Origin of the sequence: Pseudomonas sp. FP453 (genome assembly GCF_030687495.1) — a bacterium.
Classification (GTDB): domain Bacteria; phylum Pseudomonadota; class Gammaproteobacteria; order Pseudomonadales; family Pseudomonadaceae; genus Aquipseudomonas.
The window spans coordinates 2,940,069-2,967,059 of sequence record NZ_CP117435.1 but is presented as its reverse complement, the minus strand read 5'-3'; the positions used below and the strand labels follow the sequence as shown (position 1 = coordinate 2,967,059).

At 65.1% G+C, this 26,991-nt stretch carries 24 protein-coding genes; 15 read left to right on the top strand and 9 right to left on the bottom strand.

The annotated features are described in order from the left end of the window. Positions 1-31: 31 nt before the first annotated feature. From PSH87_RS13275 to PSH87_RS13255, 5 genes are all read left to right on the top strand, one after another. Positions 32-2,272, top strand: coding sequence for a TonB-dependent receptor (locus PSH87_RS13275; RefSeq protein ID WP_017739348.1), 2,241 nt, complete (start codon positions 32-34; stop codon positions 2,270-2,272). Positions 2,273-2,274: 2 nt separating this feature from the next. Next, on the top strand, positions 2,275-3,456 hold the full coding sequence (locus tag PSH87_RS13270; protein WP_305434060.1) for an MFS transporter: 1,182 nt from the start codon (positions 2,275-2,277) through the stop codon (positions 3,454-3,456). Between the two features lie 142 nt (positions 3,457-3,598). Next, positions 3,599-4,381: an ABC transporter permease gene (locus tag PSH87_RS13265; RefSeq protein WP_305434058.1), complete on the top strand. Its 783-nt coding sequence runs from the start codon at positions 3,599-3,601 to the stop codon at positions 4,379-4,381. Beyond that, positions 4,378-5,133, top strand: coding sequence for an ABC transporter permease (locus PSH87_RS13260; protein WP_305434056.1), 756 nt, complete (start codon positions 4,378-4,380; stop codon positions 5,131-5,133). Before PSH87_RS13265 ends, PSH87_RS13260 begins: the two co-directional genes overlap by 4 nt. 17 nt (positions 5,134-5,150) lie before the next feature. Then, positions 5,151-5,954: an ABC transporter ATP-binding protein gene (locus tag PSH87_RS13255; RefSeq protein WP_305434054.1), complete on the top strand. Its 804-nt coding sequence runs from the start codon at positions 5,151-5,153 to the stop codon at positions 5,952-5,954. A 135-nt stretch (positions 5,955-6,089) separates the two neighbouring features. Here PSH87_RS13255 and PSH87_RS13250 read toward each other — a convergent pair whose 3' ends face one another. Further along, entirely contained in the window at positions 6,090-7,157 is a 1,068-nt protein-coding gene (locus tag PSH87_RS13250) for a sigma-54-dependent Fis family transcriptional regulator (RefSeq protein ID WP_017739353.1), read from the bottom strand. Between the two features lie 267 nt (positions 7,158-7,424). Between PSH87_RS13250 and PSH87_RS13245 the strand changes: the two genes are divergently transcribed. The 5 genes from PSH87_RS13245 to PSH87_RS13225 are packed head-to-tail and all read left to right on the top strand — an operon-like array spanning position 7,425 to position 13,577. Next, on the top strand, positions 7,425-8,774 hold the full coding sequence (locus PSH87_RS13245; protein WP_017739354.1) for an amidohydrolase: 1,350 nt from the start codon (positions 7,425-7,427) through the stop codon (positions 8,772-8,774). Continuing rightward, on the top strand, positions 8,771-9,841 hold the full coding sequence (locus PSH87_RS13240; protein ID WP_305434051.1) for a PhnD/SsuA/transferrin family substrate-binding protein: 1,071 nt from the start codon (positions 8,771-8,773) through the stop codon (positions 9,839-9,841). The genes PSH87_RS13245 and PSH87_RS13240 overlap by 4 nt, the downstream gene beginning before the upstream one ends. A 21-nt stretch (positions 9,842-9,862) precedes the next feature. Beyond that, a complete protein-coding gene (locus PSH87_RS13235) occupies positions 9,863-11,047 on the top strand; it encodes an LLM class flavin-dependent oxidoreductase (RefSeq protein ID WP_305434050.1) in 1,185 nt (394 codons plus the stop codon). Next, complete coding sequence (locus PSH87_RS13230) at positions 11,047-12,630, top strand: ABC transporter substrate-binding protein (RefSeq protein ID WP_305434048.1); 1,584 nt, start codon at positions 11,047-11,049, stop codon at positions 12,628-12,630. The genes PSH87_RS13235 and PSH87_RS13230 overlap by 1 nt, the downstream gene beginning before the upstream one ends. Then, positions 12,627-13,577: an ABC transporter permease gene (locus PSH87_RS13225; protein ID WP_305434046.1), complete on the top strand. Its 951-nt coding sequence runs from the start codon at positions 12,627-12,629 to the stop codon at positions 13,575-13,577. The genes PSH87_RS13230 and PSH87_RS13225 overlap by 4 nt, the downstream gene beginning before the upstream one ends. Before the next feature lie 117 nt (positions 13,578-13,694). Here the strand turns inward: PSH87_RS13225 and PSH87_RS13220 are convergent, their stop codons facing one another. Genes PSH87_RS13220 through PSH87_RS13185 form a run of 8 tightly spaced genes read right to left on the bottom strand, consistent with a single transcriptional unit; the run spans position 13,695 to position 20,792 of the window. Beyond that, positions 13,695-15,155, bottom strand: coding sequence for an ABC transporter ATP-binding protein (locus tag PSH87_RS13220; RefSeq protein ID WP_305434044.1), 1,461 nt, complete (start codon positions 15,153-15,155; stop codon positions 13,695-13,697). Beyond that, positions 15,152-15,991, bottom strand: coding sequence for an ABC transporter permease (locus PSH87_RS13215; RefSeq protein ID WP_305434043.1), 840 nt, complete (start codon positions 15,989-15,991; stop codon positions 15,152-15,154). Before PSH87_RS13215 ends, PSH87_RS13220 begins: the two co-directional genes overlap by 4 nt. A gap of 5 nt (positions 15,992-15,996) precedes the next feature. Then, on the bottom strand, positions 15,997-17,157 hold the full coding sequence (locus PSH87_RS13210; protein ID WP_305434042.1) for an LLM class flavin-dependent oxidoreductase: 1,161 nt from the start codon (positions 17,155-17,157) through the stop codon (positions 15,997-15,999). A 48-nt stretch (positions 17,158-17,205) separates the two neighbouring features. Beyond that, the gene (locus tag PSH87_RS13205) at positions 17,206-17,925 is read right to left on the bottom strand and encodes a TonB-dependent receptor domain-containing protein (RefSeq protein WP_305434040.1); all 720 of its coding nucleotides are present in this window, start codon (positions 17,923-17,925) and stop codon (positions 17,206-17,208) included. Next, positions 17,813-18,163 (bottom strand): TonB-dependent receptor domain-containing protein, encoded by a 351-nt coding sequence (locus tag PSH87_RS13200; RefSeq protein ID WP_305434039.1) that lies wholly within the window; start codon positions 18,161-18,163, stop codon positions 17,813-17,815. The genes PSH87_RS13205 and PSH87_RS13200 overlap by 113 nt, the downstream gene beginning before the upstream one ends. Further along, positions 18,160-19,437, bottom strand: a complete 1,278-nt coding sequence (locus tag PSH87_RS13195) for a TonB-dependent receptor (RefSeq protein WP_305434037.1) — start codon at positions 19,435-19,437, stop codon at positions 18,160-18,162. The genes PSH87_RS13200 and PSH87_RS13195 overlap by 4 nt, the downstream gene beginning before the upstream one ends. A 4-nt stretch (positions 19,438-19,441) precedes the next feature. After that, entirely contained in the window at positions 19,442-20,491 is a 1,050-nt protein-coding gene (locus PSH87_RS13190; RefSeq protein ID WP_305434036.1) for an ABC transporter substrate-binding protein, read from the bottom strand. A gap of 52 nt (positions 20,492-20,543) precedes the next feature. Beyond that, a complete protein-coding gene (locus PSH87_RS13185) occupies positions 20,544-20,792 on the bottom strand; it encodes a hypothetical protein (protein ID WP_177325363.1) in 249 nt (82 codons plus the stop codon). On the opposite strand from PSH87_RS13185, the gene PSH87_RS13180 reads away from it, so the two are divergent. The 5 genes from PSH87_RS13180 (at position 20,791) to PSH87_RS13160 (ending at position 26,884) form a co-directional block, all read left to right on the top strand. Beyond that, positions 20,791-22,008: an acyl-CoA dehydrogenase family protein gene (locus PSH87_RS13180; RefSeq protein WP_017739364.1), complete on the top strand. Its 1,218-nt coding sequence runs from the start codon at positions 20,791-20,793 to the stop codon at positions 22,006-22,008. The genes PSH87_RS13185 and PSH87_RS13180 overlap by 2 nt on opposite strands. Positions 22,009-22,091: 83 nt before the next feature. After that, the gene (locus PSH87_RS13175) at positions 22,092-22,628 is read left to right on the top strand and encodes a sterol desaturase family protein (protein WP_017739365.1); all 537 of its coding nucleotides are present in this window, start codon (positions 22,092-22,094) and stop codon (positions 22,626-22,628) included. Between the two features lie 172 nt (positions 22,629-22,800). Next, positions 22,801-24,168, top strand: a complete 1,368-nt coding sequence (locus tag PSH87_RS13170) for a cytochrome C (protein ID WP_305434034.1) — start codon at positions 22,801-22,803, stop codon at positions 24,166-24,168. Further along, a complete protein-coding gene (locus PSH87_RS13165) occupies positions 24,165-24,677 on the top strand; it encodes a sorbitol dehydrogenase (RefSeq protein WP_305434032.1) in 513 nt (170 codons plus the stop codon). The genes PSH87_RS13170 and PSH87_RS13165 overlap by 4 nt, the downstream gene beginning before the upstream one ends. Beyond that, positions 24,674-26,884: a GMC family oxidoreductase gene (locus PSH87_RS13160; RefSeq protein ID WP_305434031.1), complete on the top strand. Its 2,211-nt coding sequence runs from the start codon at positions 24,674-24,676 to the stop codon at positions 26,882-26,884. Before PSH87_RS13165 ends, PSH87_RS13160 begins: the two co-directional genes overlap by 4 nt. Positions 26,885-26,991: the final 107 nt, after the last annotated feature.

Here is a 26,991-nt window from a genome sequence, read left to right as displayed (position 1 = left end):
AAGTACCAGCACCATTACTTTCGGAGGGGTTATGTACCGCATCAACAGGATCACCCACAGCCTATGGCTGGCCACCGCCTTGACCGGCACGCTGCACAGCCTGCCTGCACTGGCACAGGAACAGACGCCCGCCGCCGACGACAGCGGACCCACCCTCAAATCGGTGACGGTCACCGCCCAGCGCCGCGAAGAAAGCGTGCAGGACATCGCCAACGCGGTCAGCGCCGTGTCCGGCGAGAGCCTCGGCCAGACCGGCACCGACTACATCGGCAAGGCCCTCAAGTTCGTGCCCAACGCCCAGGCCAACAACCCGGACGGCGATGCACGGCCGCGCTGGTACATTCGCGGAGTGGGCACCGGCGACCAGGGCGCCGCCACCGTGTTCCCGGTGGGCGTGTACGTCGACGATGTGTACCTCAACGCGCCGCTGGCGGGCGGCGACCCGCTGTTCGACCTGGATCGCATCGAGATCCTGCGCGGCCCGCAAGGCACGCTGTATGGCAAGAACACCACCGGTGGCGCGGTGAACATCCTGACCAAAAAACCGAGCTTCGAGAACGACGGCTACGCCACCCTTGGCTACGGCAGCAAGAACGAGAAAATCGTCAATGGCGCCATCGGCGGCACCCTGGTGGAAGACCGCCTGGCCGCCCGCGTGTCGCTGTATTCCAAGGAGCGCGACGGTTTTATCAAGAACGTCTACGACGACAAGGATTACGACCGCGTCGACAACAAAGCCGTGCGCCTGCAATTCCTCGCCACGCTCAACCCCGACCTCACCGCACTCTGGACCCTGCACGACAGCCAGACCCGTGGCACCGCCGCCGGCCTGTTGCCGGTGGGCAGCTTCCCGTGGCTGGGCGGCTATAACCGCAGCAACCCGGACCGACGCTACATCGACAGCAACGTCGACAACAAATCAAAAATCGAACACGCCGGCACGGCCCTGACCCTCAACTACGACCTGGGTGACTACCGCCTCACCTCGATCAGCGCCTACGACGAAACCAAGCAACGCAGCATCAGCGACGATGACTTGTCGCCGGTGGAAAGCGGGCGCAACTACACCAACAACCGCTGGCGCCAGTACTCCCAGGAGTTCCGTATCGCCTCGCCCACCAGCGAAACCCTGCGCTGGATCCTCGGCACGCACTTCTTCCACGAAGACCTGCAAAGCGCCGGTGCCACCTCGGCCTTGCCGGATGAAGGCGCGTCCGAGGCCAGCTACACCGGCACCTCGTTCAGCCATAAAAACACCAGCTACGCGCTGTTCGGCAACCTGGCCTACGACTTCACCGACCAGTTCACCGTCACCGGCGGCCTGCGCTGGACCCGCGAGAAAAAAGCCATCGACCTGGACCTGGTGCAAACCACCGGCAGCAACTTCAACGGCGACTGGTGGGATTCAGGCTCCCTGCAAAACCCGGTGGACGTGACCGGTGCCGGCATCACCACCAACGGCAATGCCAAGCGCAACAAGACCTGGAGCGCGGTGACCTACGACCTGACCCCGGAATACCGCATCAACGACAACCTGCGGGTGTACGCCCGTTATGCCAAGGGCTTCCGTTCGGGTGCGTTCAACACCGGGCTGTCCAGCAGCCTGGAGCAGTTGAGCACGGTGCAGCCGGAGACCCTCAATTCCTATGAACTGGGGCTCAAGTCCGAGTGGCTCAACGGTCGCGTGCACGCCAACGCCAACGTCTTCTACTACGACTACCAGGACATGCAGGTCAGCGCGACCACCACCACCGCCAGCGGCAGCCTGGTGTCGTTGCTCACCAACGGCGCCGAAGGTACGGCGCGCGGCGCGGAGTTCGAACTGGAAGCCCAGGCCACCGACAACCTGCACCTGCAATTGGCCGCCTCGGTGTTTTCCAGCGAGTTCACCGGCGACCTGTGGAAGGGCAACAGCTTTATCCGCGCGCCACGCCACACCTACGCGCTGGGCGCCGACTACCGTTTCCCGCTGGATATTCCAGGCGCCCTGGTCCTGGGCGGCGACCTGCGTTACCAGAGCAAGGAGTACTTCATCTCGGCGTACCAGCAGTCGCAATGGACCTGGCTCAACCAGGGCGGCTACACCGTGAGCAATGCGCACCTGAGCTACACCACCGCCGACGAGAAGTACAACATCACCGGCTTCGTCAACAACCTCACCGACAAGCAGTACCAGAACCACGGCATTTCCCTCAACCGTGGCAGCGCGCCGTATTGGGCGTCGTTCGGTGACCCGCGCACCGCCGGCGTGACCGTGACGGCGAAGTTCTGAGGATGCCCGTGAACACCTCGCGCCCGGGTTTCCTGGTCAACTTCATGCTGCTGGCCACCTTCAGCGGCGCCACCATCGGCATGGCCAAGATCGTCACCACCTTGTACGCCCTGTCGCTGGGGGCAAACGCCATGCAGGTGGGGATCATCTCGGCCATGGAGTCCTTGGGCATGGTGTTTCTCACCTTGCCGGCGGGTTTCGTGATCGCCCGCTATGGCGCCAAGCCGATCTACTTTGTGTCGAGCCTCGGGCCGATGCTGGTCAACCTGCTGATCCCGCTGTTCAGCGGTTGGCTGTGGCTGGCGCTGGCGCAGTGGTTGATCGGCTTGTTCATTCCGTTTCGCATCGTCGCGATGAACAGCGCCTTCCTGCGCGAACTCAAGCACCTGGGGCTGAGCAAGGCCGGCTGGTATCGCGGCGCCTTGACCCTGGGCCTGGGCTTGCTGGGGCCGCTGCTGGGCAACCAGTTCAGCGGCGAAGGCCAGTTTCATTGGGCCTTCGTGCTGATCAGCCTGTGCTTTGGCGCGATGGCGGTGTACAGCCTGAGCTTCTGGGAAGGTGAACCGCCCAGCGAGCGCGCGCCCGCGCTCAACCTGTCGGCCATGTTCGGCGAAGCCCGTGGGCTGCTGGGGCATCGGGAGATCCGCGAGCCGTGCGCCATGGAGGCGCTCAACAGTGCGACCACCTCGGTGTTCAGCACGTTCATCATCCTCTATGCGCTACAGGAAGCGGGCCTGTCCCAGGACCGTGCGGTGGCGTTGGTGGTGATCGAAGGGGTTGGCGCGGTGCTGGCGCTGTTTGGCCTGGGGTACGTACTGCGCCACCTCAGCCAGGGTCTGGCCTATGGCTTGAGCCTGGCGTTCGGCATGGCGGCGCTGCTGCTGATCGGATTGAGCCACGGCTTTGCCTGGCTCGCCTTGGCGGGCGTGTTGTTGAGCCTTGCGGCCGCCGCCTTGCACCTGCTGAACATGAACCAACTCAGCCAGCAGGTGCAGGACAAGAGCAAGGTGTCGGGGCTGTTCCAGCTCGCCTCCATGGCCGGTGGTTTTGTCGGGGCGATGGCGGGCGGTGCGCTCAGTTACCTGATCGGCCTCGGCCCGCTGTTTGTGTGCTGGGCACTACTCATCCTGGTGATTGCGGCGGGCTGGTATACGGCGCGGCGCCAGGTGCCCGTCGCGGCCTGACTGCTGCTGTAGCAGCAGTGCACCAGCAACGCGTTGCCCGTGCAGCAGCGCGGTTGCCCGCCTTCACCCGTGTTTGCCGGGCCTTGGGCCTTGGCATACAAGCTGCACTATTGCCTTCAAGCAGACTGATAAGAGTATCCCCATGCCCCAACCTTCACTGCCGGTGCTTGCGTCCCGGCTCTCCTGGCTGATTTCGCCGCTGGTCTTGCTCGCACTGTGGGCCGGCGTCGCCGCAGCTGGCCTATTCCCCCGGCAATTGCTGGTGCCACCCGCCCAGGTGTGGCGCACCTTTGAACTGCTTATGGAAAACGGCGAACTGTTGGACCACTTGCTCACCAGCCTCGGCCGCCTGGGCTGGGGCCTGGGTATTGGCGCGGCGAGCGGGCTGCTGATTGGCTTGCTGATGGGCCTGTCGAAAACCGTGGAAGCCTATTGCGGGCCGCTGTTCCATAGCCTGCGGCAGATCCCCAGCCTGGCCTTGATTCCGCTGTTGGTGCTGGTATTCGGCATCGATGAAATCTTCAAGATCGTCATCGTCGCCGAAGCAGCTTTTTTCCCGCTGGCGTTGGCCACCAGCCAGGGGGTCAAGGGCATTCCCCGCAGCTATTTCGAGGTGGCGGCGGTGTATCGCCTGCCCTGGCTGAGCCTGGTCAAGGCCGTGGCGTTGCCAGCGGTGACGCCGCAGATTGTCACCGGCCTGCGCATCGGCCTGACCCGCGCCTGGGTGGTGCTGATCGCCGCCGAACTGCTGGCGGCCGACAGCGGCCTGGGGCAGATGATCGAGATGGCGCGGCAGATGTTGCGCATCGACGTGGTGATGGTCGGCATCGTCGTCACCGGCCTGGTCGGCTTCGCCCTCGACTGGTCCCTGCGCCGCCTTGAGCGCCGCTTGCAGCGCTGGCAACCGACGCGGGTGGCGCCATGAAACGCCTGCTCCGCCACGCCCGTGGCGCGCTTCTGCCCCTGCTGTTGCTGGCCGCCTGGGAATATGCCTCGCGCCAGGGTGCCAGCGGCGCCTATGCCGTGGTGCCGTTGGCGCAGGTGGTGGCCGGGTTGATGGAGATTGTCGGCAACGGCGAGCTGCTGACCAACCTGCTCGCCAGCCTGCTGCGCACCAGCCAGGGCCTGCTGTTTGGCGTGCTTGCCGGCACCCTGATCGGCGCGAGCATGGCGTTGTCCGCCTGGGGCGAGCGCTTGATTGCACCGCTGTTCCATAGCCTGCGCCAAGTGCCGATGCTCGCCTGGATTCCCTTGATCGCGTTGTGGTTCGGCAATGGCGAAAGCTCCAAGGTGCTGATCATCGCCCTCGCCGCCAGCTACCCGATGGCCCTCAACACCTTCGAAGGCTTGCGCCAGGTGGACGCGCGCCACCTCGAAGTCGCCCAGGCCCTGGTCCTCAGCCGCCGTCAACGCTTTGCCCTGGTGCTGCTGCCGTCGGCACTGCCCAGCCTGTGTACCGGCGTGCTGCAAGCGATTGCCTTCGCCTGGGTCACGGCGGTGGGCAGCGAATTGTTCCTCTCGGCCGGCCCCGGGCTGGGCAACCTGATGATGAATGCCGAAGCGGGCGCGCGTATGGAGATCATCCTGCTGTGCGTGATCAGCATCGCCGCCCTGGGCTACGGCATGAGTCTGTTATTCACCTGCCTGAGCCGCTACCTGCTGCGCTGGCGCCCCTGATTCTGGAAGGCTTGGACATGACTGCAATCGCACCGGACATTGTTTCCCTGACACCCCACATCCTGCCCGGCGCCCTTGAAATCAAAGGGTTGAGCAAGGACTACAGCCTCAAGGGCCAACGCCTGCCCGTGCTCGACGGCATCGACCTCAATGTCGCCCCCGGCGAGTTCGTCAGCATCGTCGGCCCCAGCGGCTGCGGCAAATCCACCTTGCTGCGGCTGATCCTCGGCCTGGACAACGACTACCGCGGCCAGATCCTCCTCGACGGCCAACCCGTCACCGGCACCAGCCTCGACCGTGGCATCGTGTTCCAGGACCATCGTCTGTTCCCGTGGATGACCGTCAGCCAGAACATCGCCCTGGCCCTGAAAAACCACCGCCTGAGCGCCAAGACCAAGCAGCAGTTGGTGGACGAACACATCGCCAAGGTCAACCTCGAAGGCTTTGCCGACGCCTACCCGCACCAACTCTCCGGTGGCATGGCCCAACGCGCCGCCATCGCCCGCGCGTTGATCAACACGCCAAAAGTGCTGCTGCTCGACGAACCCCTGGGCGCCCTGGATGCCCTCACCCGGGTGTACCTGCAACAGGAACTGCAACGCATCTGGGTCAAGCAGCGGTGCACGGTGATCATGGTCACCCATGACATCGAAGAAGCGCTGTACCTGGGGGATCGGGTGATTGTGATGCAGGCGCATCCGGGCAGGATTCGGCGGGAGATTGCGGTGGGTTTGCCCCATCCGAGGGATCATCTGTCGCCAGAGTTGCATGGGTTGAAGGCGCAGTTGCGCGCTGAGTTACTGGGCGAACATCAGGCCTGACACTGCCAACCCTGTGGAAACAGGCTTGTGTGGGAGCGGGCTTGCCCGCGATGGCGGACTGTCAGCCAATACCTCTGTTGACTGATCCACCGCTATCGCGGGCAAGCCCGCTCCCACAGGGGGGATGGTGTTGGGTCAGTCAACCTTGACCGGATACCCCCCAATCGGCGGCAACTCGCCAATCTTCTCCAGCCGCGCCCGCACAATATTGCGGCTGATCCCCAGCAACCGCCCCGTCTGCAACTGGTTGCCATGGCAGAACTGGTACGCCGTACGAAACACCTGCTCCTCGATATGATCGAACAGGTTGTCCAGGTTCTTCTCGAACAAACTGATCAACGCCGACTCCAGGTCAGCGCCGGCAGCAGGCAGCGCCTGGATCTCCTGGCGCACCGCCGCGCTCATCTCCACCAGGTGCAAATCCCCCGGTTGGATCAACTGCTGGCGGCACACCAGCAGCGCGTGATGAATGGCGTTTTCCAGCTCACGGATATTCCCCGGCCAGTTATGCGCCAACAGCTTGCGCTCGGCCTCGGGGCTGAGTTGCGCGCTGCTGTAGCCCAGGCGCCGGCAGTGTTCGGCGACAAAGAATTCGGTGAGCGGCAGGATATCTCCCGGGCGCTCGCGCAGCGGCGGCAGGCGGATGGTTGCCACGTGCAGGCGGTAAAACAGATCCTCGCGAAAATTACCCGCGACCACCGCATCCGCCAGGTTGATATTGGTCGCCGCCACCAGCCGCACGTTGATCGGAATCGGCGTGCGCGAGCCCAGGCGCACCACTTCGCGCTCCTGCAACACCCGCAGCAACTTGACCTGCATGCCCAACGGCAAATCGCCGATTTCGTCGAGGAACAAAGTGCCGCCGTTGGCCGCTTCAAACCAACCGGCCTTGTTCTGCGTGGCGCCGGTGAAGGCGCCCTTCTCATGGCCGAACAGTTCGCTCTCGACCAGGGTTTCGGGGAACGCGCCGCAGTTCACCGCGACGAAGTTGGCCTGGCTGCGGCGGCTCAGGTTGTGGATCTGCCGTGCGACCAGTTCCTTGCCGGTGCCGGTCTCGCCGATGATCAGCGCGTTGGCTTCACTGGGCGCCAGGCGCTCGATGCGGTTGAGCAGTTCCTGGGAACGCGGGTCTTTGAAAACCAGTACGGTGGCCCGCACCGTTTTGCTCAGTTCACGGGCGTTGGGGTGGGTGAGCAATGACATCTTACGGTCCTGTTTCCAAAGTACTTGGGCGCCATAGTGAACCAAGCCGCATAGATAAAATAATTATTAATTGGCATTTGAATATTCCAATAACGAATATGAGATTCACTGCTGCTGGAGCAGCAATCCATCAGCAACGAGGCGCTGCTGATTCAGCAAAAGCCCCCTCGAAAACGCCGTAAAACCCCGGAAACAGTGGATAGGGGCGCCTGGCATGCATTCTGCGTTGTCCCTCGGCATCTGTCGTTTGAACCCCGAGGCTTTTGCATGAATTTGACCCGCCCCCTCCCCGCGCTGCTCGCCGCCTTGCTCGTCGCGCCCCTGGCCAGCGCCGTTGAAATCGACCCGCAACGGTTGAGCCAACTGGACCAGGACATCCAGCGCGCCACCCCGCAGTTGATCGAACTGCGCCATGCCATCCACCAGCATCCCGAGCTGGGCAACCGCGAGTTCGAGACGGCCAAACGCGTCGCTCAGCGCTTGCGTGAGCTGGGACTGACGGTGCAGACCGAAGTGGCCCACACCGGCGTGGTGGCGATTCTGCGCGGCGGCAAACCCGGCCCGGTGGTCGCAATCCGCTCCGAACTGGACGCGCTGCCCGTCACCGAGCAAACCGGCCTGCCCTACGCCTCCACCGTCAGCGTGCCCTACAGCGGCAACGATTTCAGCCAGGCCGGCAAGACCGTCGGCGTGATGCACGCCTGCGGCCATGACGCGCACATCGCGATTGTGCTGGGGGTGGCCGAAGTGCTGGCCAAGCACAAGGACAGCCTGCCCGGCACCGTCAAGTTCATCTTCCAGCCCGCCGAGGAAGGCGTGCCGGTCGGCGAGAAAGGTGGCGCCCGCCTGATGATCGAACAAGGCGTGCTGGCCGAGCCGGCGCCCCAGGCGATTTTCGGCCTGCATGTGGGGCGTGGCGTGTCCGGTTCGCTGTCCATCAGCCGCGAGCGCACCACGGCAGCGGCCGACACCTTCGTCGCCACCGTGACCGGCGCGCAAACCCACGGCGCCTTCCCCTGGGCCGGCATCGACCCGATCCCCCTGGCCGCGCAGATCGTGCTCGGCTGGCAAACCATCCCGAGCCGGCAGATGGACCTGGTGGCGCTGCCGGCACCGGTGATTTCCGTCGGGCGCATCGACGCCGGCGTGCGCAGTAACATCATCCCCGCGCAAGTGCGCCTGGAAGGCACCGTGCGCACCTTGAGCCAGGCCCAGCGCGACGACGTGATCGAACGCCTGCGCCGCACCGCCAGCAAGATCGCCGAGAGTGCCGGCGCCAGCGCCAGCATCGACGTCACCCCGACGTACCCGGCGGGCTACAACAACAGCGCGCTGGTGGATGCCTTGCTGCCCCAGCTCAAAGCCTCATCCAAGCTGCCGGTGGACATCGAATCCGGCGTCTACGCGGCGGACGACTTCGCCGAGTACTCGCGCAAGATCCCCGGCGTGTTCTTCGGCCTCGGGGTGACGCCCGATGGCATCGATCCGGCGCACACCTGGCCCAACCACTCACCCAAGTTCCTGGTGGACGACAACGCGCTGCCGGTGGGCGTGCGCGCGCTGTCCCGCGTGACCCTGGCCTATCTCGTCAACAATGGCTTTGGAGCACAACCATGAAGCTTGCCTATAAACGTCTGATCGCCGCACTGGCCCTGATTCCCGCGCTGAGCGTGTTCGCTGCCGACACACCAAGCAGCGTACGCATCGGCATCGTCTCGTTCACCCAGGGCGGCAAGCCGGTGTTTGGCGGCATTCCCGGGCGCGTGATTGAAGAAGGTTGGTTGGAACAGCAGCTGAAGCAACGCGGGGTTGCCCTGGAGTGGCAAGCCCTGCCCCACGCCAATGCCGGCCCGCAGATCAACGAAGGCTTCTCCAACAACGACCTGGACTTTGCCGTGCGCGGCGACCTGCCGTCAGTGATCGCCCTGGCCGGTGGCGTGCCCGGCAAACTGGTGGTGCCCGGCGGCAGCGGCAACAACATCTACCTGGTGGTACCCAAGGATTCGCCCGCGCAGTCCATCGGCGACCTCAAGGGCAAGCGCCTGGCCCTGCACCGTGGGCGGCCGTGGGAGTTTCCGTTCAGCCAGTTCCTCGCCAGCCAGGGTTTGGCGCTGAAGGACTTCAAGATCGCCAATATCAACCCGCAGGTCGGCGCGGCGGCGGTGTCGGCGGGCAAGGTCGATGCCGCCGTGCTGCTCAGCGAGGCCTATCTGCTCGAAGACAAGCAGGTCGGCCGGGTGCTCTGGTCCAGCAAGCAAGGCGACGCCGACTGGCGCCTGGCCTCGGACCTGTGGGGCACCGAACGTTTTGTCGACGACCAGCCGCAACTGACCCAACTGGTCGCCACCGCCTGGGTCAAGGCCAGCCAATGGTTGGCCGATGAGCACAACAGCGACGAGTACTACCGCTTCTCGTCCCTGGCCGGCACCCCGCAAAGCGTGTTGCGCCGTGATGATCAGGGCGACCCGGTGCCGTGGGTGCAGCGCTGGGCACCGAAGACCGATGCGCAGTTGCTCAAGCACTTCGCCGCGCTGTCCCAGTACGCCCTCGACAACCAGTTGATCAGCAGCCAGCCCGACTTCAGCCAGGCCCTGGCCACCCGTTTCACCGACCAGGCGATTCGTGATCTTGGCCTGATCGACCTGTGGCCCAACCTCAAGGCCCAGGTCGAACGCGCCCGCTAATTTTTCCCCGGAGACTGCTTGATGAGCATCGACTTTTTCACCCGCCTGCCCCTGCATGGCGAAACCCAATTCCTCCCCGGCGACCCGCGCAACCGCGGCGACTGGCAAGCCCCGGAAAACAACAGCGGCGCCGTCTCGGACTTCGCCGTCGGCGACCCGTTCACCTACATCGACTACCTCGGGCAGATCGCCCGTGCCGCCGAGATCAACCGCTTCAGCGGTGTGCTGATGGTCAACGCGCCCAGCGGCGAAGAACCCTGGACCGTCTGCTCATTGCTGGCCCGGGAAACCCGCACGCTGAAATTCGTCAGTGCGTTCCAGCCGTTCCATTTCTCGCCGTTCGTGGCCGCGCAGATGGCCGCCACCTACCAGCGCGCCAGCGGCAACCGCCTCGTATGGAACATCATCAACGGCGGCTCCGAAGTGATGCAGCGCCAGGTTGGCGACGTCACCGGCCACGATGAGCGTTATGCGCGGGCCAGTGAGTTCATGGATGTGGTCAAGGGTTACTGGAACAACGAACAGTTCCACTACGCCGGGCGCTACTACAGCGCCGAAGGCGGCGGCCTGCGTGGCCCGCAGAAAAAAGCCGATCTGCCGCTGATCTGCACCGCCGGCTCTTCCGAAGCCGCGCGCGAATTCGCGGCCAAACACGCCGATTACTACCTGATGCGTGCCGAGCGCCCGGAAGAAATCCGCGCGTTGATCGACGACGTGCGCCGCCGCGCCGTGGCCCATGGCAATGGCAACCTGCGCTTTGGCTTGTCCGTCGATGTGGTCACCCGCCCGACTGAAGAAGAAGCCCGTGCCGAGGCCCGGCGCTTTTTCGACGAAGGCGTGGCCAAGGGCGTGGTCCAGCAACTGGCGGCCCACGACGGCCTGCGCTCGGCGCGCAAACTCGGTTTTGAACACGAATACGCGCAAAAACAAGCGCCCGGGTTCGATGACTTTTTCATCCACCCCACTGTGTGGTCCGGCTTCGGCTATATCGGCGTGCCGCCTGGCGTGGCGCTGGTGGGCAGCTACGCCCAGGTGATCGAACGGATTCACGAATACAACGCGGTGGGCATCGAGCTGTTTTTCCTCGCCGGCTACCCGCACCTGGAAGAAAACTACCGCCTGGGCGAACACATCCTTCCGCACTTCCGCCACCTGCGCCAACCCGCAGCGCGGCAGCCGGCCCAACCCAACGAACAGGTGGCGTGATGGACCCGACGTTTTTCAGCCGCCGGCGTTTTCTCGGCAACAGCCTGACCCTCGGTTCTGGCCTGGTACTCGGCAGCAGCCTGCTCAGTGCCTGTGGCGACGGCGCAGCACCGCAGGCCTTGGCCAGCGGTGCTCCAACCGGCCCGCAGTACGGCGGGCGCCTGCGCCTGGGGGTGATCGACGGCAGCCGCAGTGGCAACCTCGACGCCCATAAACCGGTGGGCAGCGGCATCATTCGCGGCTTTGCGCTGTACAGCAAACTGTGGGAATGGGACGAAAACATGCTGCCGCGCCTGGCCCTCGCCGAAGAGGCCGAAGTCAGCGCGGACGCGCGCACCTGGACCCTGCGCCTGCACAAGGACCTGGAGTTCCACCACGGCAAGACCATCGACGCCGACGACCTGGTGTTCTCCATCCGCCGCCTCACCGACCCACAACTGGCCTCGCCCTACGCGGCGCTGCTGCACTGGATCGACCGCGACAACCTGGAGAAACTCGACAACCGCACCCTGCGCGTGCGCTTCAAGGACGGCGCCGGGTTTGTACCGTTGCCGGAAACCTGGGTCAACTTCGGCGGCATCGTGCCGGTGGACTATCACCCAGTGACCAACCCGGTGGGCGCCGGCCCCTACAAACTGAAGAGTTTCACCCCCGGCCAACGCTCGCTGTTCACCCGCTTCGAGAACTACTACAAGGCCGGCAAGCCCTACGCCGATGAATTGGAAATCATCGACTTCAAGGACCAGACCTCACGCCTGGGCGCCCTGCAATCCGGGCAGATCGACCTGGCCAATGGCTTGGCCAACGAGCACCTGCGCCTGGTCGAGGCCAACCCGAAGTTGCAAGTGCTGACCTCGGTCACCGGCAACTGGCTGACCTTCGACATGAACCTCAGCCAGGCACCGTTCAACGACCCGCGCGTGCGCGAAGCCTTTCGCCTGATGGCCGACCGTGAAGAACTGGTGGCCCGCGCCCTCAACGGCCAGGGCCGCGTGGCCAACGATCTGTATGCGCCCAACGACCCGACCTTCGACCACAGCATCCCGCAACGCAGCTACAACCTGGAACGCGCCAAGGCCTTGCTGCGCGAAGCCGGCCAGGAGCATTTGAGCGTGGAACTGGTGGCCGACCAGGACAGCGGCGGCGTCGGCTCGGCGCTGGTGTTCGCCGAACAGGCCAAGCGTGCCGGCGTGGACATCCGCGTGCGCCAGGTCGACAGCGCGACCTTCAACGGCCCGCAACTCACCGAGTGGCCGCTGAGTACCGGGGGCAGCATCGGCGCGCCGTTCCTCACCTGCGGGCTGCACTCCGACGCGCCGGTGTCGGTGGCCAACAAGACCCACTTCAGCGACCCGCGCTTCGACCAGCTGTTCCTCGAGGCGCTGGCCCAACCCGATCTGGAAAAACGCCGTGTGCTGGTGCACGAAGCCCAGCAGATCCAGCATGACAAAGGCGGCATGCTGATCTGGGGCTACGCCAACCTGCTCGACGGCATCGCCCAGCGCGTCGGCGGCGCCCAGGCGGAAAAAACCCTGTTCCCGACCTGGCGCTTCGACAGCCTGTGGCTCAAGGAGCCGGCGTGAGCGGGCTGGCACGGCGCCTGTTGTCCGCGCTGGGCAGCGTGCTGCTGATCAGCGTGCTGGTGTTCCTCGCCATCCGCCTGCTGCCGTCCGACCCGGCGCGGGTGATCCTCGGGCCGGGCGCGCCCGAGGCGTCGTTGCAGGTGCTGCGCGAACAGTTGGGCTTGCATTTGCCGCTGTGGCAGCAATACCTGCACTGGCTCGGCGCGGCGCTGGGCGGTGACCTGGGCCTGTCCCTGGACTCCCAGGTGGCCGTGACCCAACTGCTGGGCCAACGCTTCGCCAACTCCCTCGCGCTGCTCATCCCGGTTGCCCTGTGCAACCTGCTGCTGGCCGTGGGGCTGGGCACGCTGCTGGCCCTGTACCGCGACCGCTGGATCGACCGCCTGACCCTGCCCCTGCTGGTGATGTTCAAATCATTGCCGGGGTTTGTGCTGGCGATCGGCTTGATCATGCTGTTCGCCACCAGCCTGTTCACCTGGCTGCCGGCGGTGTCGCTGCTCGACCCGGAACACTCGGCGTTCACCCAGGGGCGCTACCTGGTCCTGCCCGTGGCCGCGCTTGTATTGGCGAGCGCGCCGTACCTGATCCGCCTGGTGCGTGGGGCGATGATCGAAGCGCTGCACAGCGACTACCTCGAAGCCGCCCGCCTGCGCGGCCTGCAACCCTGGCGGCTGGTGCTCGGGCATGCCTTGCCCAACGCCGTGTTGCCGCTGATCCAGGGGTTGGCGTTGACCCTCAGCGTGTTTTTCAGCAGCACGTTGCTGGTGGAGATGGCGTTTACGTATCCGGGGGTCGGCAGCTTGCTCAACGACGCGATTCGCCTGCGCGACGTGCCGGTGATTCAAGGCGGGGTGAGTGCGATTGCGGCGTTTGTGGTGGGGGTGAACCTGCTGGCGGATGTGTTGGCGAGGCTATGCGTGCCCAAGCTGCGCACCCAACACATCTGACTACATGGGATCAAAACTGTGGGAGCGGGCTTGCCCGCGATGGCGGTGGGTCAGTCAAGCATATTTCGGCTGACACACCGCAATCGCGGGCAAGCCCGCTCCCACAGTTTTTTTGTGTCATTGAGACTTGAGTGTCATGACCCGATCCGCAATCGCCCGCACCACATTCAAATCATGGGTGACAAACACCAGCGCCATCCCCTCCGCCTGCAAACCCCTCAGCAATTCGAGGATCGACGCCTGCACCGACACATCCAGCGCCGAGGTGATCTCATCGCAAATCAACAACCTCGGCTCGCACACCAGCGCCCGGGCAATCGCCACGCGCTGGCGTTCACCACCGGACAAACTGCCGGGATAGGCATCGGCAATCGCCACGGGCAAGGCCACGCGAGTCAAGGCTTGCTCGATACGCTCGCGCAATGCCGCGCCGCGCAGGCCAAAGAAGTGCCGCAGTGGCGTGGCCAGGCTTTGCGCCACGGTGTGACGCGGGTTCAAGGCACGCAGGGGGTTCTGGAAGATGTACTGGATGCGCCGCCGTTGCTCGGACGAGCGTGCGCCAACCTCGAGATTCAGCGGCGCACCCGCAAATCGCAGGCGCCCTGCTGCCTCTTGTGCCAGGCCGACCAGCGCGCGGGACACGCTGCTTTTGCCGGAACCCGAGGCGCCCACCAAGGCCAGGCATTCGCCCCGGCGCACGTGCAGGTTCACCCCTGCAACCACGCGCCGTCCGGCATAACTCACCGCCAGCTCATCGACCTCCAACAACAGCGGTTGCTGCGACAGATCCTCCAGCGGCCGCGCCGCCAGCCTTGCCGCCGCCAGCAAGCGTTGGCTGTACGGGTGTTGCGGCTGGCGAAACAACTGCGCGGTCTCGGCGCATTCCACCACCCTGCCGGCGTACAGCACCATCACCCGGTCGGCCAGGGACTCGACCACCCCCAAATCATGGGACACGTACACCGCCGCCACACCCTGGGTTTTGCACAACTGGCGCAAGGCGGCCAGGAAGTGCGCCTGGGTGGTCACGTCCAGCGCGGTGGTCGGTTCATCGAGCACCACCACTTGCGGACGCAGGATAAACGCCAGGGCGAGCAATACCCGCTGTTGCTGGCCGCCGGACAATTGATGGGCAAAGCGTTTGAGAAAGCCTTGGTCATCCGGCAGCCCCACTTGCTGCAAGGTGTCGCGCAGGCGCTGTTGGCGTTCCGCTCGTGACATCTGCGGGGCGTGGGCGGCCAGGGTTTCCTGCAACTGGCTGAGGATGCGCAGCGCCGGGTTCAGCGCCATCGCCGGGTCCTGGGGGATATAGGCGATCACGCCACCCCGGGCCTGGCGCAAGGCTTCGCCCTGCAAGCCGAGCAGATCGCTGCCGGCGACCAGCACCTGCCCGCCACTGATCCGCGCGCCCTTGCGCACATGGCCGAGCAACGCAGTGGCCAGCGTGGTCTTGCCCGAGCCGGACTCCCCCACCAGGCCGAGGATTTCTCCCGCCTCCAGCGCAAAATGGATATCAGCCACCACCGCCTTGCCGCTGTCCAGTTGCACCCGCAGGTCCTGCACACGCAGCAACGTCATGGTGTGTGCTCCAGTACCCCGGCGCGCACCCGGCCGATGCCTTCGGCGAGCATGTTGCTGGCATAGGCGAACACGCCGACTATCAGCAGCGCCGGCACCAGCACGGCCCAGGGTTGCAGGACCAGCCCGCCCTGGTTCTCGCTGATCATCAGGCCCCAATCCGCCGCCGGCGGCGCCACGCCGTAGCCGAGAAAGCTCAGCCCCGACAAGATGCCGATGGCCCAGGTCAGCATGCTGCCAAAATGCACGAGCATGGGCGTGAGGATATTCGGCAGCACTTCGCGCAGCAGCAGGTGACGGCGCGGCAGGCCCATGGCCCGCAGCACTTCGATGAACTCCTGCTCGACCACGGCCTGGGTGCTGGCGCGGGTCTGGCGGATCATGCCGGGCAGGAACGCGAAGGCCACCGTCAGCACGATCAACCACGGCTCGCGCCCCAGCAGCGAGACCACCAGCAGCACCAGGATCAGCTCGGGAAACGCCAGGGACAGGTCGGCGCTCCAGCGGATCAAACGGTCCAGCGGCCCACGGGAAAACCCCGCCAGCAATCCCAGGCCCGCGCCCACCAGCAAGGCCAGCGAGGCGGCCGCCAACGCCATCCACACCACGCTCCAACCGCCCACCAGCACCCGTGACAGCACGTCATGCCCGAGGTAGTCGTAACCCAGCGGCGCGCCCGCGCTGGGCGCGCCGTACACCGGGCCGAGCAGTTCACTCGCGCCATGGGGCGCCAGCAACGGCCCGGCCAATGCCAGGCCGATCACCAGCAGGCTCAGGCCGGCGCCCTGGCGCACTTGTCGGTTGGCGGCCAAGGCACGCCAAGGTAAGTACAGCATCGGGCTCACCTCGCCGACAACAACGGGATGTCGAAACCGTGATCCAGCTCCAGCAACGGGAACAGCAGATCCGCCACGCGCTGCGCTTCATCGATCAGCGGATAACCCGAGAGGATGAACGCCGACACGCCCTGCGCCTGGTACTCACGCAAACGCTCGGCCACCTGGGTGGCGCTGCCCACCAGATAGGTCCCGGCCGCCGGGCGCAGGATGTCGAACCCAAACAGGCTCGGCCCGACCCACACGTTGGGGTAGATCTCCAGTTCCCGCGCCGTGGGCAGACGGCCTTCGCGCAGGGTTTGCAGGTTGCGTTGCACCTGGGGATCGTCGCTGACGTAGGTCTCCAGGGTTTCGCCCGGGGGCAACTGCGCGGCCACGCCGTCGAGGGCGGTTTGCAGGGAGGTGCGTTGCAACAACAACTCGGCGTGGGCCCACGCTTCCTCTTCGGTCTCGCGCACGATGATCTGCAAGCGCGTGCCGAACCGCAGGCGGCGCCCGCGCTTGGCCGCTTCGGCACCGACGCGGCGGAACTTGTCACCCAGGCGTGGCGGCGTGTCGGCAAAGCTCAGGTACACGTCGAGCAGGTCGGCCGAATGGGCCACGCCGGCGTCGGACGTGCCGGCGCCCCAGAACTCGATGGGTGTGGATTGCGTCGGCGCCAGCCAGCCGCCCAACGGGTGATCGGCGTCTGCCGGATCGCGCGGCGCCAGGTTGATGTATTTACCGGCAAAGCCCTGGGTTTCACCGGCGTAGACACTGCGAAAGGCCCGCCAGTAGTCGCGGCTGAAGTCGTAGCGCTCGTCGTGGGGGAAATGCACGCCCAAGGCCGCCAGGCCGCTGTCATCGCCATTGACCAGGTTGAGCAGCAGACGCCCGCCGGAATACTGGTCGAAGCTCAACGCCCACTTGGCCAATACCGCTGGCGACAGTTCGCCGGGGTACTGCGCAATCAGAAACCGCAGGCGTTGGGTCGCATCGATCAAGGCGGCGGCCGTGGCCAGGTTGGAATTGGGGCTGGTGCCCAGCAGCGAGCCGTAATAGCCAAGACGGTCGGCGACCACGGCAACCTGCTTGAGCTGTTCGAAACCGGTCACCCAGCGCCCGGCCGCTTCCCACGGGTACGGGCCATCGGGGGGGGTGAGGTACCACAGGAGTTTGATCGTCATGTTTTGTCTCTCCAAAAAAGGCTCAGGGATGCACGCAAGGGCATGGCCCTAGAAACGGGTCAGTGCGCTGACCCCAAAGGTGCGCCGGTCGCCCCGCGCGTCCCAGGCCACATCGAAGGGCAAGGGCACGCTGTCGGTCTTGTATTGTTTGTCGGTGAGGTTGTTGACGTAGGCGGTCAGGTCCAGGTCCAGGCGCCCGCCAAAGTGGTAGGTGGCGCTGGCGCTGCCCAGGGTGTAGCCGCCTTGGGACACGCTGTGGTCTTGCTGGGCGGTGGGCAGGAAGTAGATGCGGCTCTGGTAGCGCCAGTCGCTGCCGAAGTTGAGCGCGTCGCCGTTGTCCAGCGGGATGCGGTAACTGGCGCCCACGGCCAGGGTGCGCGACGGCGAACGGGCGATGCGGTTGCCGGAGTAATCGACGCCGCCGGATTCGAAGTCCTGCAACTCGGTGTGCAACAGGCCCGCCGAGGCGTTCAGGTGCAGGTTGGTGAGCGGCAGCGCTTCAAGTTCGAACTCGGCGCCGCGAATCACGCCCTTGCCGCTGTTGGTCAGCAGCGACACCACCTGGCCGTCACGCACCGACACGGCGTTGACCTGGATGTCCGAGTAGTCGTAGTAGAAGACGTTGGCGTTGGCGGTCAGGCGTTCATCGAACCATTCACTCTTTGATCCCCAGTTCGTAGGCGTCGACGTTTTCCGGCGCCACCACCGACGCTTCGGCCTGCACCAGCGCGCCGCCGCTGAAACCACCGGAGCGAAAGCCCTTGGCATAGCGGAAATACACACGGGCGTTGTCGTTGAGCTGGTACTCGGGGGTGATGTCGTAGGTAAGTTTGTTCCAGGTGCGTTTTTCGTCCTGCACCACGGTGGTCGCCAGCGGCCCGGTGTAGTGCTTCCACCACTGGTCGGCGCTGGCGAACGACACTGAGTCGCTGCCCGGTGCGGCCACGCGTTGCAGGTCGATGTCCTTGGTTTCGCGGGTCCAGCGCAGGCCGGTGGTGATGCTCAAGGGCTCGCTGACCTGCGCCAGGTGGTGCTGCCGAAGAGCGCGAAACTGTCGGTGGTCTGGTCAATCGAGGTCTTGCCGTAATCGGCGACGCCGAACGCCTGGTTGTAGTCGGCCGGCAGCAAGGCACTGCTGGAGGCGCTGTCCAGGTGTTCGTGGAACAGGTGGGTGCCGATGATCCAACTTACGGGCTGGTTTTTCGCCGAGGACAGGCGCAGTTCCTGGGACGCCTGCTTCCAGTGGTCATCGGAATAGGAGCGGCCGAATTCGTAAATGCTCATGTTCGGCCCCTGGGCTTTTTCCTGGATGTCGTCGAACGCGGTGATCGAGTCCAGTTGCAGCTCGCCGAGGCCCCACTTCAACGCCAGTTGCACACCGTTGTGCTGGATGCGGTCGTCGGCCTTGCCGGTAAACGCGGCGTGGCCGGTGTTCGGCTTGGGCGCCGGGCCGAACAACGTGCTGTCGCCCGCCCCTGCGCCCCAGGCGCGGGTGGCGATGCCCTGGCCTTTGTAGTCGCGGGCGTGCAGCTGCAGGGTGGCTTGCAGGTCGTCGTTGATTTGCGCCAGCAATTGCAGGCGCAAGGCCTGGTCGTGGATATCGCCGACGGTGTGGCCGTCCACCTGGTTTTTCAGTTGGCCGTCGCTGCTCTGGTCGATAAACGCCACGCGGCCGGCCAGCTTGTCCTTGAGCAAGGTGCCGCCGTAGGCGCCTTCATACAGCTGGGCGTTGTAGTTGCCGGCATCGGCCTTGAAGTAGCCCGCAGGGTCTTCGAAGGTGGGTTTGCGCGAGACAAAGTTGATCGCGCCGCCCGTGGTGTTCTTGCCCCACAGGGTGCCCTGGGGGCCGCGCAGGATTTCGACGCGCTCCATGTCATACAGCGGGAAGCCGGTGGCCACGTGGGGGTCGATGTACACGTCGTCGGTGTAGATGCCCACCGGGTACACCGTGGTCGAGGCCATGTCGCCGGAGCCCATGCCACGGATGTACCAGCGCGGCCGCTGGTGGCCGGCGAACTCCGGCGCGATCGCATTGGGCACGTTGCGCAAGGCCTTGCCGGCACTGAAGCCGCCGCCGGTGCTTTCGATGTCCTTGGCGCTGACCACGGAGATCGCCGAGGGTACGTCCTGCAGCGATTCTTCGCGTTTCTGCGCGGTGACGGTCACCGTGGGCAATGCCTCGTTGGCCACCGGTTCGTCGGCGGCGGCAAGTTGACCGTGCAGTGCCAGGGCACCGGCAATGGCCCAGGCCAGGCGGTTGAAGTGAAAGTGTGCGGGCATGGGCTTACTGTCCTTGGCTACGGTTGAGCAGTGCGCGGGCGTCGTGCAGCGGTTGCGGGGCGACCCACTGGGCGAGGTCGAAATCGTGCTCCAGGAAGCCGTGGCGGTAGAGGAAGTTCTTTTGCAGCGCCAGGTATTCCAGGCGCTCGGCCGACAGGTCCGGGTGCAGCGAGGTATGGAAATCCCCCCGATAAGCCGCCTCGACACCGGCACTGGCGGCGCGGGTTTCTTCCGCCAGGATGGCGCGCAAGGCGTCGAGGTTCTGCGCAGCCCAATCGGCAGCACGCAGGGTTTGCGCGAGGAACCGCACCACCACGTCGTAGTGCTCGTCCAACAGGTTCTGGTGGATCGTGATCGGGCGCGGCGTGCCGTTGTTGATGCGCTGGCGTGGCGTGGCCACCTGATCGAGGTCGATGCCCACCACCAAGCCCAGGCGCTGGGCGGCGTCGGCGGCCGAGGCGCCTTTGACGTAGACCGCGTCCACGTCGCCGCGCACCAGGTGATCGAGGCCCGACCACAGGCGCTGCAAACCTGCCTCGGGCGGCAGGCTGTCGTCACGCGGGTGCAAGGCCACTTCCACCAGGTCCACATCGCTGAAATCCAGGCCGGCCAACGCCAGCGCGCCCTTGTAGCCGGACAGGCTCATGGCCCGGGCGATGCTGCCAGGACGATCCCCGGCTTCCCAGGCCGGCAGGGCCAGGCGCTTGCCGCGCAGGTCGGCGGGCGAGCGAATACCCGAGTCGGGGCGCACGAGGATGGTTTGCCATTCCTCGATCCAGGTCAGGCCGATCAAGCGTGTCGGTGTGCCGGCGCCGCGTGCGGCCAGGGCCGGCACGTTGCCGCCTTCGCGAAACAGCCCCGGCAGTTCGTGATCGTAGTGATGACGCCCCAGTTGCAACGCGTCTTGCAAGGTGGCGACGCGGATACCGTCGCGGGCGAACTCTTCGCCCAGCCAGCCGAGCTTGAAGGCAATACCCGAGGCGGTCGGCACCGGGCAGCGGGTGAACCACAACGTTTCCAGGGTGGAAGGAGGCAAGGCAGCGGCAATGGGCATGGGAACTCCGGTCAGCACAAATGAAAGACCCGTTAGCGGGTGGATGGGCAGCTCATCGCAACGACCATGCCAACCAACTATCTAGCTGATTTACAAGGGGTTTATTTGCCTTCGAAGTTTCAGAAAGCGCCGACTGCTGCCAGCGCAGCAGGCCACCAGCAGCCATTGCTGCCAATGCCACAACCCGCGCGATTGGGTGGCGCCAAAGCCCCCTGCGCATGGGCCAATGCGCGCTGGCGCAGAACTTGCTCAGGGCTGGCGTGAGTGTTTTTTTCATCTGCCCAACGAGACGTTTACCCATGAGCGACATCGCCCTGCCCCTACGCACCGAACGCCAGGCCCTGGACGCCGCCCGCGCGGCCGCCCTGCGCATCGCCGAGCTGGCCCGCGACCCTGCGAACAACGAGCAAATCCCTGCCCGCCAGGCCCAGTGGCTCTCCGATTACGGGCTGACCGCCATCGGCGTGCCCACCGCCTTGGGTGGCCTCGGCGCCTCCGTACACACCCAGGTCGAGGTGGTGCGGATCATTTCCACGGCCGATGGCGGCGTCGGCCAACTGCTACAGATTCACTACGTCATGCTGCGCGGCATCCTCGAGGACTACAGCGCCACCGCCCGCCAGCGCATCGTCAGCGATGTGCTGGCCGGCAAGCGCCTGGCCAACGCCCTGGCCGAAGTCGGCGGGAAAAACAAATTTGCCTTGAAGACCCGCGTCGAGCGGCGCGCCGACGGGCAACTGGTGCTCAACGGCAGCAAGTTCTATTCGACCGGCGCCTACCTGGCCGACTGGATCTGGCTGGCCGCCGCCTCGGAGCAAGGTGGCGCCGGTATCTGGCTGCACCGCGACACCCCCGGCCTGACCTTGGTGGACGACTGGCGTGCGTTTGGCCAGCAGCATTCGGTGAGCGGCACCGTGCGCTTCGACGAGGTGATCCTCGACCCCGATTTCGTGCTGCTGCGCGAAGGCCCGATGAAGCGCACCGGCCTGACCTTCCCGCAGATCCTCCACGCGGCCATCGACACCGGCATCGCCGCCGGCGCGTTGCAGGCCGGCGTCGAGTACTTGCGCGTGAACGCACGGCCGTGGGTGGAGAGCGGCGTCGACCATGCCTATGAAGAGCCCCACGTGATCCGCCAGATCGGCGAATTCGCCGTGGCCCTGCGCGCCGCCGAATCCCTGCTGCGCGACGCCGCCCGGCTGTTTGACCAGCATCTGCTGGATGAGCACGACACGGTTCTGCAAAGCGAGCTGATCCTGGCGGTGGCGACGGTGCGCGCCCACTCCGACAGTGCCGCGCTGAAAATCTCCAGCGAGATCTTCGCCCTGCTGGGCGCCAGTTCCGCCCTGAGCAAATGGAACCTCGACCGCTTCTGGCGCAATGCGCGGGTGCACACCACCCATGACCCGATCCGCTGGCGTTTGCACCACGTCGGCAATTACTACCTCAACGGCGTGGACCCCGGCGAATACACGGCGATCCTCGCCAAAGGTGAACAAGGCCGCAAGACCGGTTGAGGGTTGCTGCACGGAAGCGCCAATGTGTGATCCAATCGCCGCCGATTCGCCCCAACCATCGGCACTACAAGGATATTGCGCACATGGCTGCTTCCAATAAATGGCTGATGTCGTCAGTCGCTTATTACCTCGACTTTTTCAGCGTCCCGCTGTTTATCGCCCTGGCCCTGTACCTCGCGCCATTTGACGCCGGCCTGGCGCTGCTGGGCCTGCTGGCCTGGACGCTGGTGGAATACTCGACGCACCGCTTCCTGTTCCACTCGCTGTACCGCCGCGAGCACTGGACCCACCATGTCGACGTGCTGGCCTATATCGGCGTGTCGAGCTGGAAGACCAGTTCCACCTTTGCCGCCCTGCTGCTGTTTGCCTGGTACAGCGGGCTGACCTCGATGTTTATCGGCGCGGTCACCGGCTACTTTTTCTACATTTCCCTGCATTACGTGATGCACCGCCCGGAGCACTGGGCTTACCGCTTTATCCCCGGCTTGGTGGCCAACCATGACCTGCATCACCGCAAAGGCATCGAGAAAAACTTCGGGGTGTCGTCGCCGCTCTGGGACCATGTCTTTCGCAGCTACATCCGCGCCGATGCGCTGAGCGCGGACGAAACGCCCGCCTGATGAGCATCCAGCAGCAAGGGCAGTGCGGCAATTGCACTTATTACGAAACAATCTAGCCGCCCATACACCGGCCTGCGCCGCCTTATCTACGCTCAGGGACGTGCCAGGAGGCGTATTGAAGAGTCCATGACGGACCCACTGTCTCCTGGCGCCTGATGCCCAGGAGATCACGATGAGAAAGGAACCCCATCGCCCCCGGCCTGGGTTCGGCTGCGCGTTGTTTGGCGCATTGCTGAGCCCACTGGTCGTCGCGGCCCCCACGCTGTCTACGCAAATCCCCTTCGATGTCACGGCCACCCCGCCGTTTTCCCTCACCAGCCTGCAACAGAACTTCGACGACATGTCGTGGCAGACCTTTATTGCGCTGAACTGGCCAGCCCTGGCCGACGGCAACCCCAATACCGGCGTACAGATCGGCCAGCAGGACGCGGCCACGGTGTGGGAAGGCTACCGGGAGAGTTACCAGATCTTCCTGCCCCAGGGCCAGAAGCCGCAGCCGTTTCGCGCGCCGGTGGCCGTGCCGCCGGCCTGCGAGGGCAAGGGTTCCGGGCGCTTGCTGCAACAGATGGGCAAGGTTCCGGACGTGCTGGATGAGTTTATCCAGCCCTTTGAAAGCGGCCCGCTGGTGGACCAGAGCGGCGTGTACACGCGCAATGAAATCGTGGTGAACCAGTCGATGTTCGACGGCATCGTCAACAACGGCCTGTACAGCGTGCAGGGCCAGCAGGCGTTTTTTGCCGCCAGCCCGACCAATGCGGTGGCGTTCAGTTGCGGCAACCCGAACACCAGCGAGGTGGGCTCGATCATGGTCAAGGCGTCGTGGAAGGTGCTGGACGGCAATGATAAGCCCGGCAGTTTCCACACGGTCGATGCCTTGGTGTATACGCCGGGCAACAGCGACCCGAGCAAGGGGCCGGTGGTGGCGGAGTCCTGCACGGCCGAGCCGGTGGGCCTGGTCGGCCTGCACATCGTGCACAAGACCACCAGCGCGCCGCAGTGGGTGTGGTCCACCTTCGAGCACGTCGACAATGTGCCGGAAAAAACCACGCCACCGGCCGAGCGCAAGGGCCCGTACCTGTTCTACAACGCCAGCAGCCACGCCGAGGTCAACCAGCCGCCGCCACGGCCCTGGAACCCGGCGGTGAAGGCCACGCCATCGCAGATCGTGCGCGAGATCCCCCTGACCGATGCGACGAAAACCCTGAACAACACCTACCAGACCTTGCTGCGCACGGTGAACCCCAACAGCGTGTGGGCCAACTACCAGTTGATCAGCACCCAATGGCCGACCCTCAGCGGCCAGCCGCCGTGCCAGATCTCGGCCACCGTGCCCCTGGGCAAGCCGGCGCCGTCGTTCCTCGCCAATGCGACGCTGGAGACGTATATCCAGGGCAGCGTGCCCCAGGCGTCGTCCAGTTGCATCGCCTGCCACGGCAATGCGGCGACCCACGTCACGCAGTCGCCGCGCACCAGTTTCGCCGACTTCACTTACCTGCTCGAACGCGCCCAATCCACCGGGGCAACAGGGAGCCAGCCATGAGTACCGACCTCGACAACTTCACCGGCCTGAGCGTGGTGCTCACCGGGATCAACCAGGAACTGCTGGCGCCCTCCGTTGACCCCATCGGCCTGCCCACCACCTTCCTCGCCTTCATCGGCCCGCGCCTGGGGCAGAACGTGCTCAGCGCCCTGCTCGGCCAATACGCGGCGCTGCTGGCCGAGCAACAAACACCGCAGCAGATCGGCACCGCCATCCTCATGCAGAACGGCCAGCCCGCCGCCACGCAAACCGCCCAGGCGGCGCGCGCGATCATGAAGCTGTGGCTGCTCGGCGTGTGGTACCAGCCGTATACCCAAGGCGCATTCCCGGCGAATGAGCAAACCGTGGTCAGCGCCGAGGCCTACACCCAAAGCTGGGCGTGGAGCATCGCCCAGGCGCACCCGATGGGCTACAGCGAGTTCTTCTTTGGCTACTGGAACAGTGCGCCGCCGAGCCTTGAGGATTTCACCGGCGTTGCCGCCAGCACCCAGCCAGGAGCCTCGTCATGAGTACCGAACAAGCGGATGTAGTGATCGTCGGTGCGGGCCTTGCGGGCAGCCTGATTGCCTATCAACTGGGATTGGCCGGGGTGAAGGTGCTGGTGCTGGAGTCCGGCCCGGAAATCCCGGCGAACCGAAACCAGTACCTGGAGCGGTTCTATACCGCCACCCTGAAAACCCCGGAGTCGCCCTACCCGCCCGTCAGCACCCTGAGCCCGGCGCGCAACCCGGCCGAGCAGAACGCACCGCGTGCGACCATCGCCGACCTGATCCTGGGTTGGAACAACCCCGACGTCAGCTACCTCGTGCAAAAAGGCCCGCTGCCGTTTACCAGCACCTACGAGCGCGTGGGCGGCGGCACCACCTGGCATTGGGTGGCGACGTGCCTGCGCATGCTGCCCAACGACTTTCGCCTGAAGTCGCTGTACGGCGTGGGGGTGGATTGGCCGATCAGCTACAACGACCTGCAAAGCGCGTATTGCCGCGCCGAGGCGGAAATCGGCGTGGCGGCCAACGTCGCCGACCAGGGCTACCTGGGCATCACCTTCCCCGCCAACTACGAGTTCCCGATGACCAGCATCCCGCTGTCGCTGGTGGATGGCAGCTTTGTCAGCGCGGTGCAGGGCCAGTCATTCCAGGGTTTGCCCTTGGTCGTCAGCCCGACCCCGGCCGGGCGCAACTCCCAGCCGTATGCCGGGCGCCGGGTGTGTGCGGGCAACACCAACTGCACGCCGATCTGCCCGATCCAGGCCAAGTACGACGCCACGGTGACGATGAACAACGCGCTCAACACCGGCAATGTGCGGATCCTGTACAAGACCGTGGCGAGCAAGGTCACCGTGGCGGCGGACAAGACCATCAATGGCATCGAGTTCATCCAGTATCAACTGGGCGACGGGCCGGCGACCGGCACCGGCGTGGCCATCGGGCAGCGTTATGTGATCGCCGCCCATGCCATCGAGACGCCCAAGCTGCTGCTCAATTCCACCAGCAGCGCCTGGCCCAATGGTGTGGCCAACAGCAGCGGCCAGGTCGGCCGTAGCCTGGCGGACCACCCGATCTATCTGGCCTGGGGCTTGATGCCCGAAGGCAAGACGGTGTTTCCGTATCGAGGGCCGGTGTCCACGTCGGGCATTGAAAGCCTGCGCGACGGGGCGTTTCGCAGCCAGCGTGCGGCGTGGCGCATCGAGATCGGCAACGAAGGCTTCAACTGGCCGATTGGCGATCCCTACACCACCGTCGCCGACCTCATCGATGGCACCAACGTCAGCCGCACCAACCCGCTGCCCAATACGGGAGGCGCCTCGCAGGTGCTGTTCGGCACGGCGCTGGTGCAACAGTTGAACAACCTGCTGACCCGGCAATTTCGCGTGGGCTTTCTGGTGGAGCAAGTCGAGGAGGATCCCGATAACGCCAACTGCTACATCGTGCCATCCAGCCAATACAAGGACCGTCTGGGCATTCCGCGCCCGGAAATCCATTACGACCTGTCGGACTACACCAAGGAGGGCTTCAAGCAGGCGCGCATCCTCGCCAGCCATGTCATCACCGAATTGCTCGGTGCTACGGAGCTGACCGCCGACATCCCGCCGGGGGTGTTCGTCTACCAGGGCGAATCCTATTCGTTCCAGGGCGCCGGGCATTTGATGGGCACCTACCGCATGGGCGCCGATCCGAAGACCTCGGTGGTGGACAAATACCAGCGCAGTTGGGACCACGCCAACCTGTTCCTGGTTGGTGACGGCGTGTTCCCCAGCACCGGCACGTCCAACCCCAGCCTGACCATCGCTGCGCTATCGATCCAGGCCGGCGACACCCTGTGCAACGACCTCAAGGCCGTGACCGTGCAGGTGCAGGCCAACCAGCCGTGGCAAGGCAGCGGCGTGCAGATCAGCGGGCCGAGCCCACGGTTGGTGCGCTACGTGAGCGGCAAGTGGCTTGCAAGCCCGGTGGGCGGCATGGTGGATGGCAATGGCAGCGCGGGGTTGATTGCCAAGGCGGGCTATACGTTGCCGGGGGCCAATGAAGGCGCGTTGATTGGGCGCGTGGGCAGTGGGGGGACGCCGTTTTTGGTGGGGGATTTGGCGCTGGTTCCGCCGGGGGAGACGGGGGAATTGCAGCTGTGTATCAATGATGATCTGGAGGGTAGGTATGGGATTGGACTTGCAGATAACCAGGGGGCGCTGACGGTGCAGGTGGGGTTCGGCACTTTGTAATACGCGGAGATCCAAATGTGAGAGCGGGCTTGCCCGCGATAAGGGAGTGTCAGCCAATTCATGTATGACTGACACACCCTCATCGCAGGCAAGCCAGCTCCCACAGT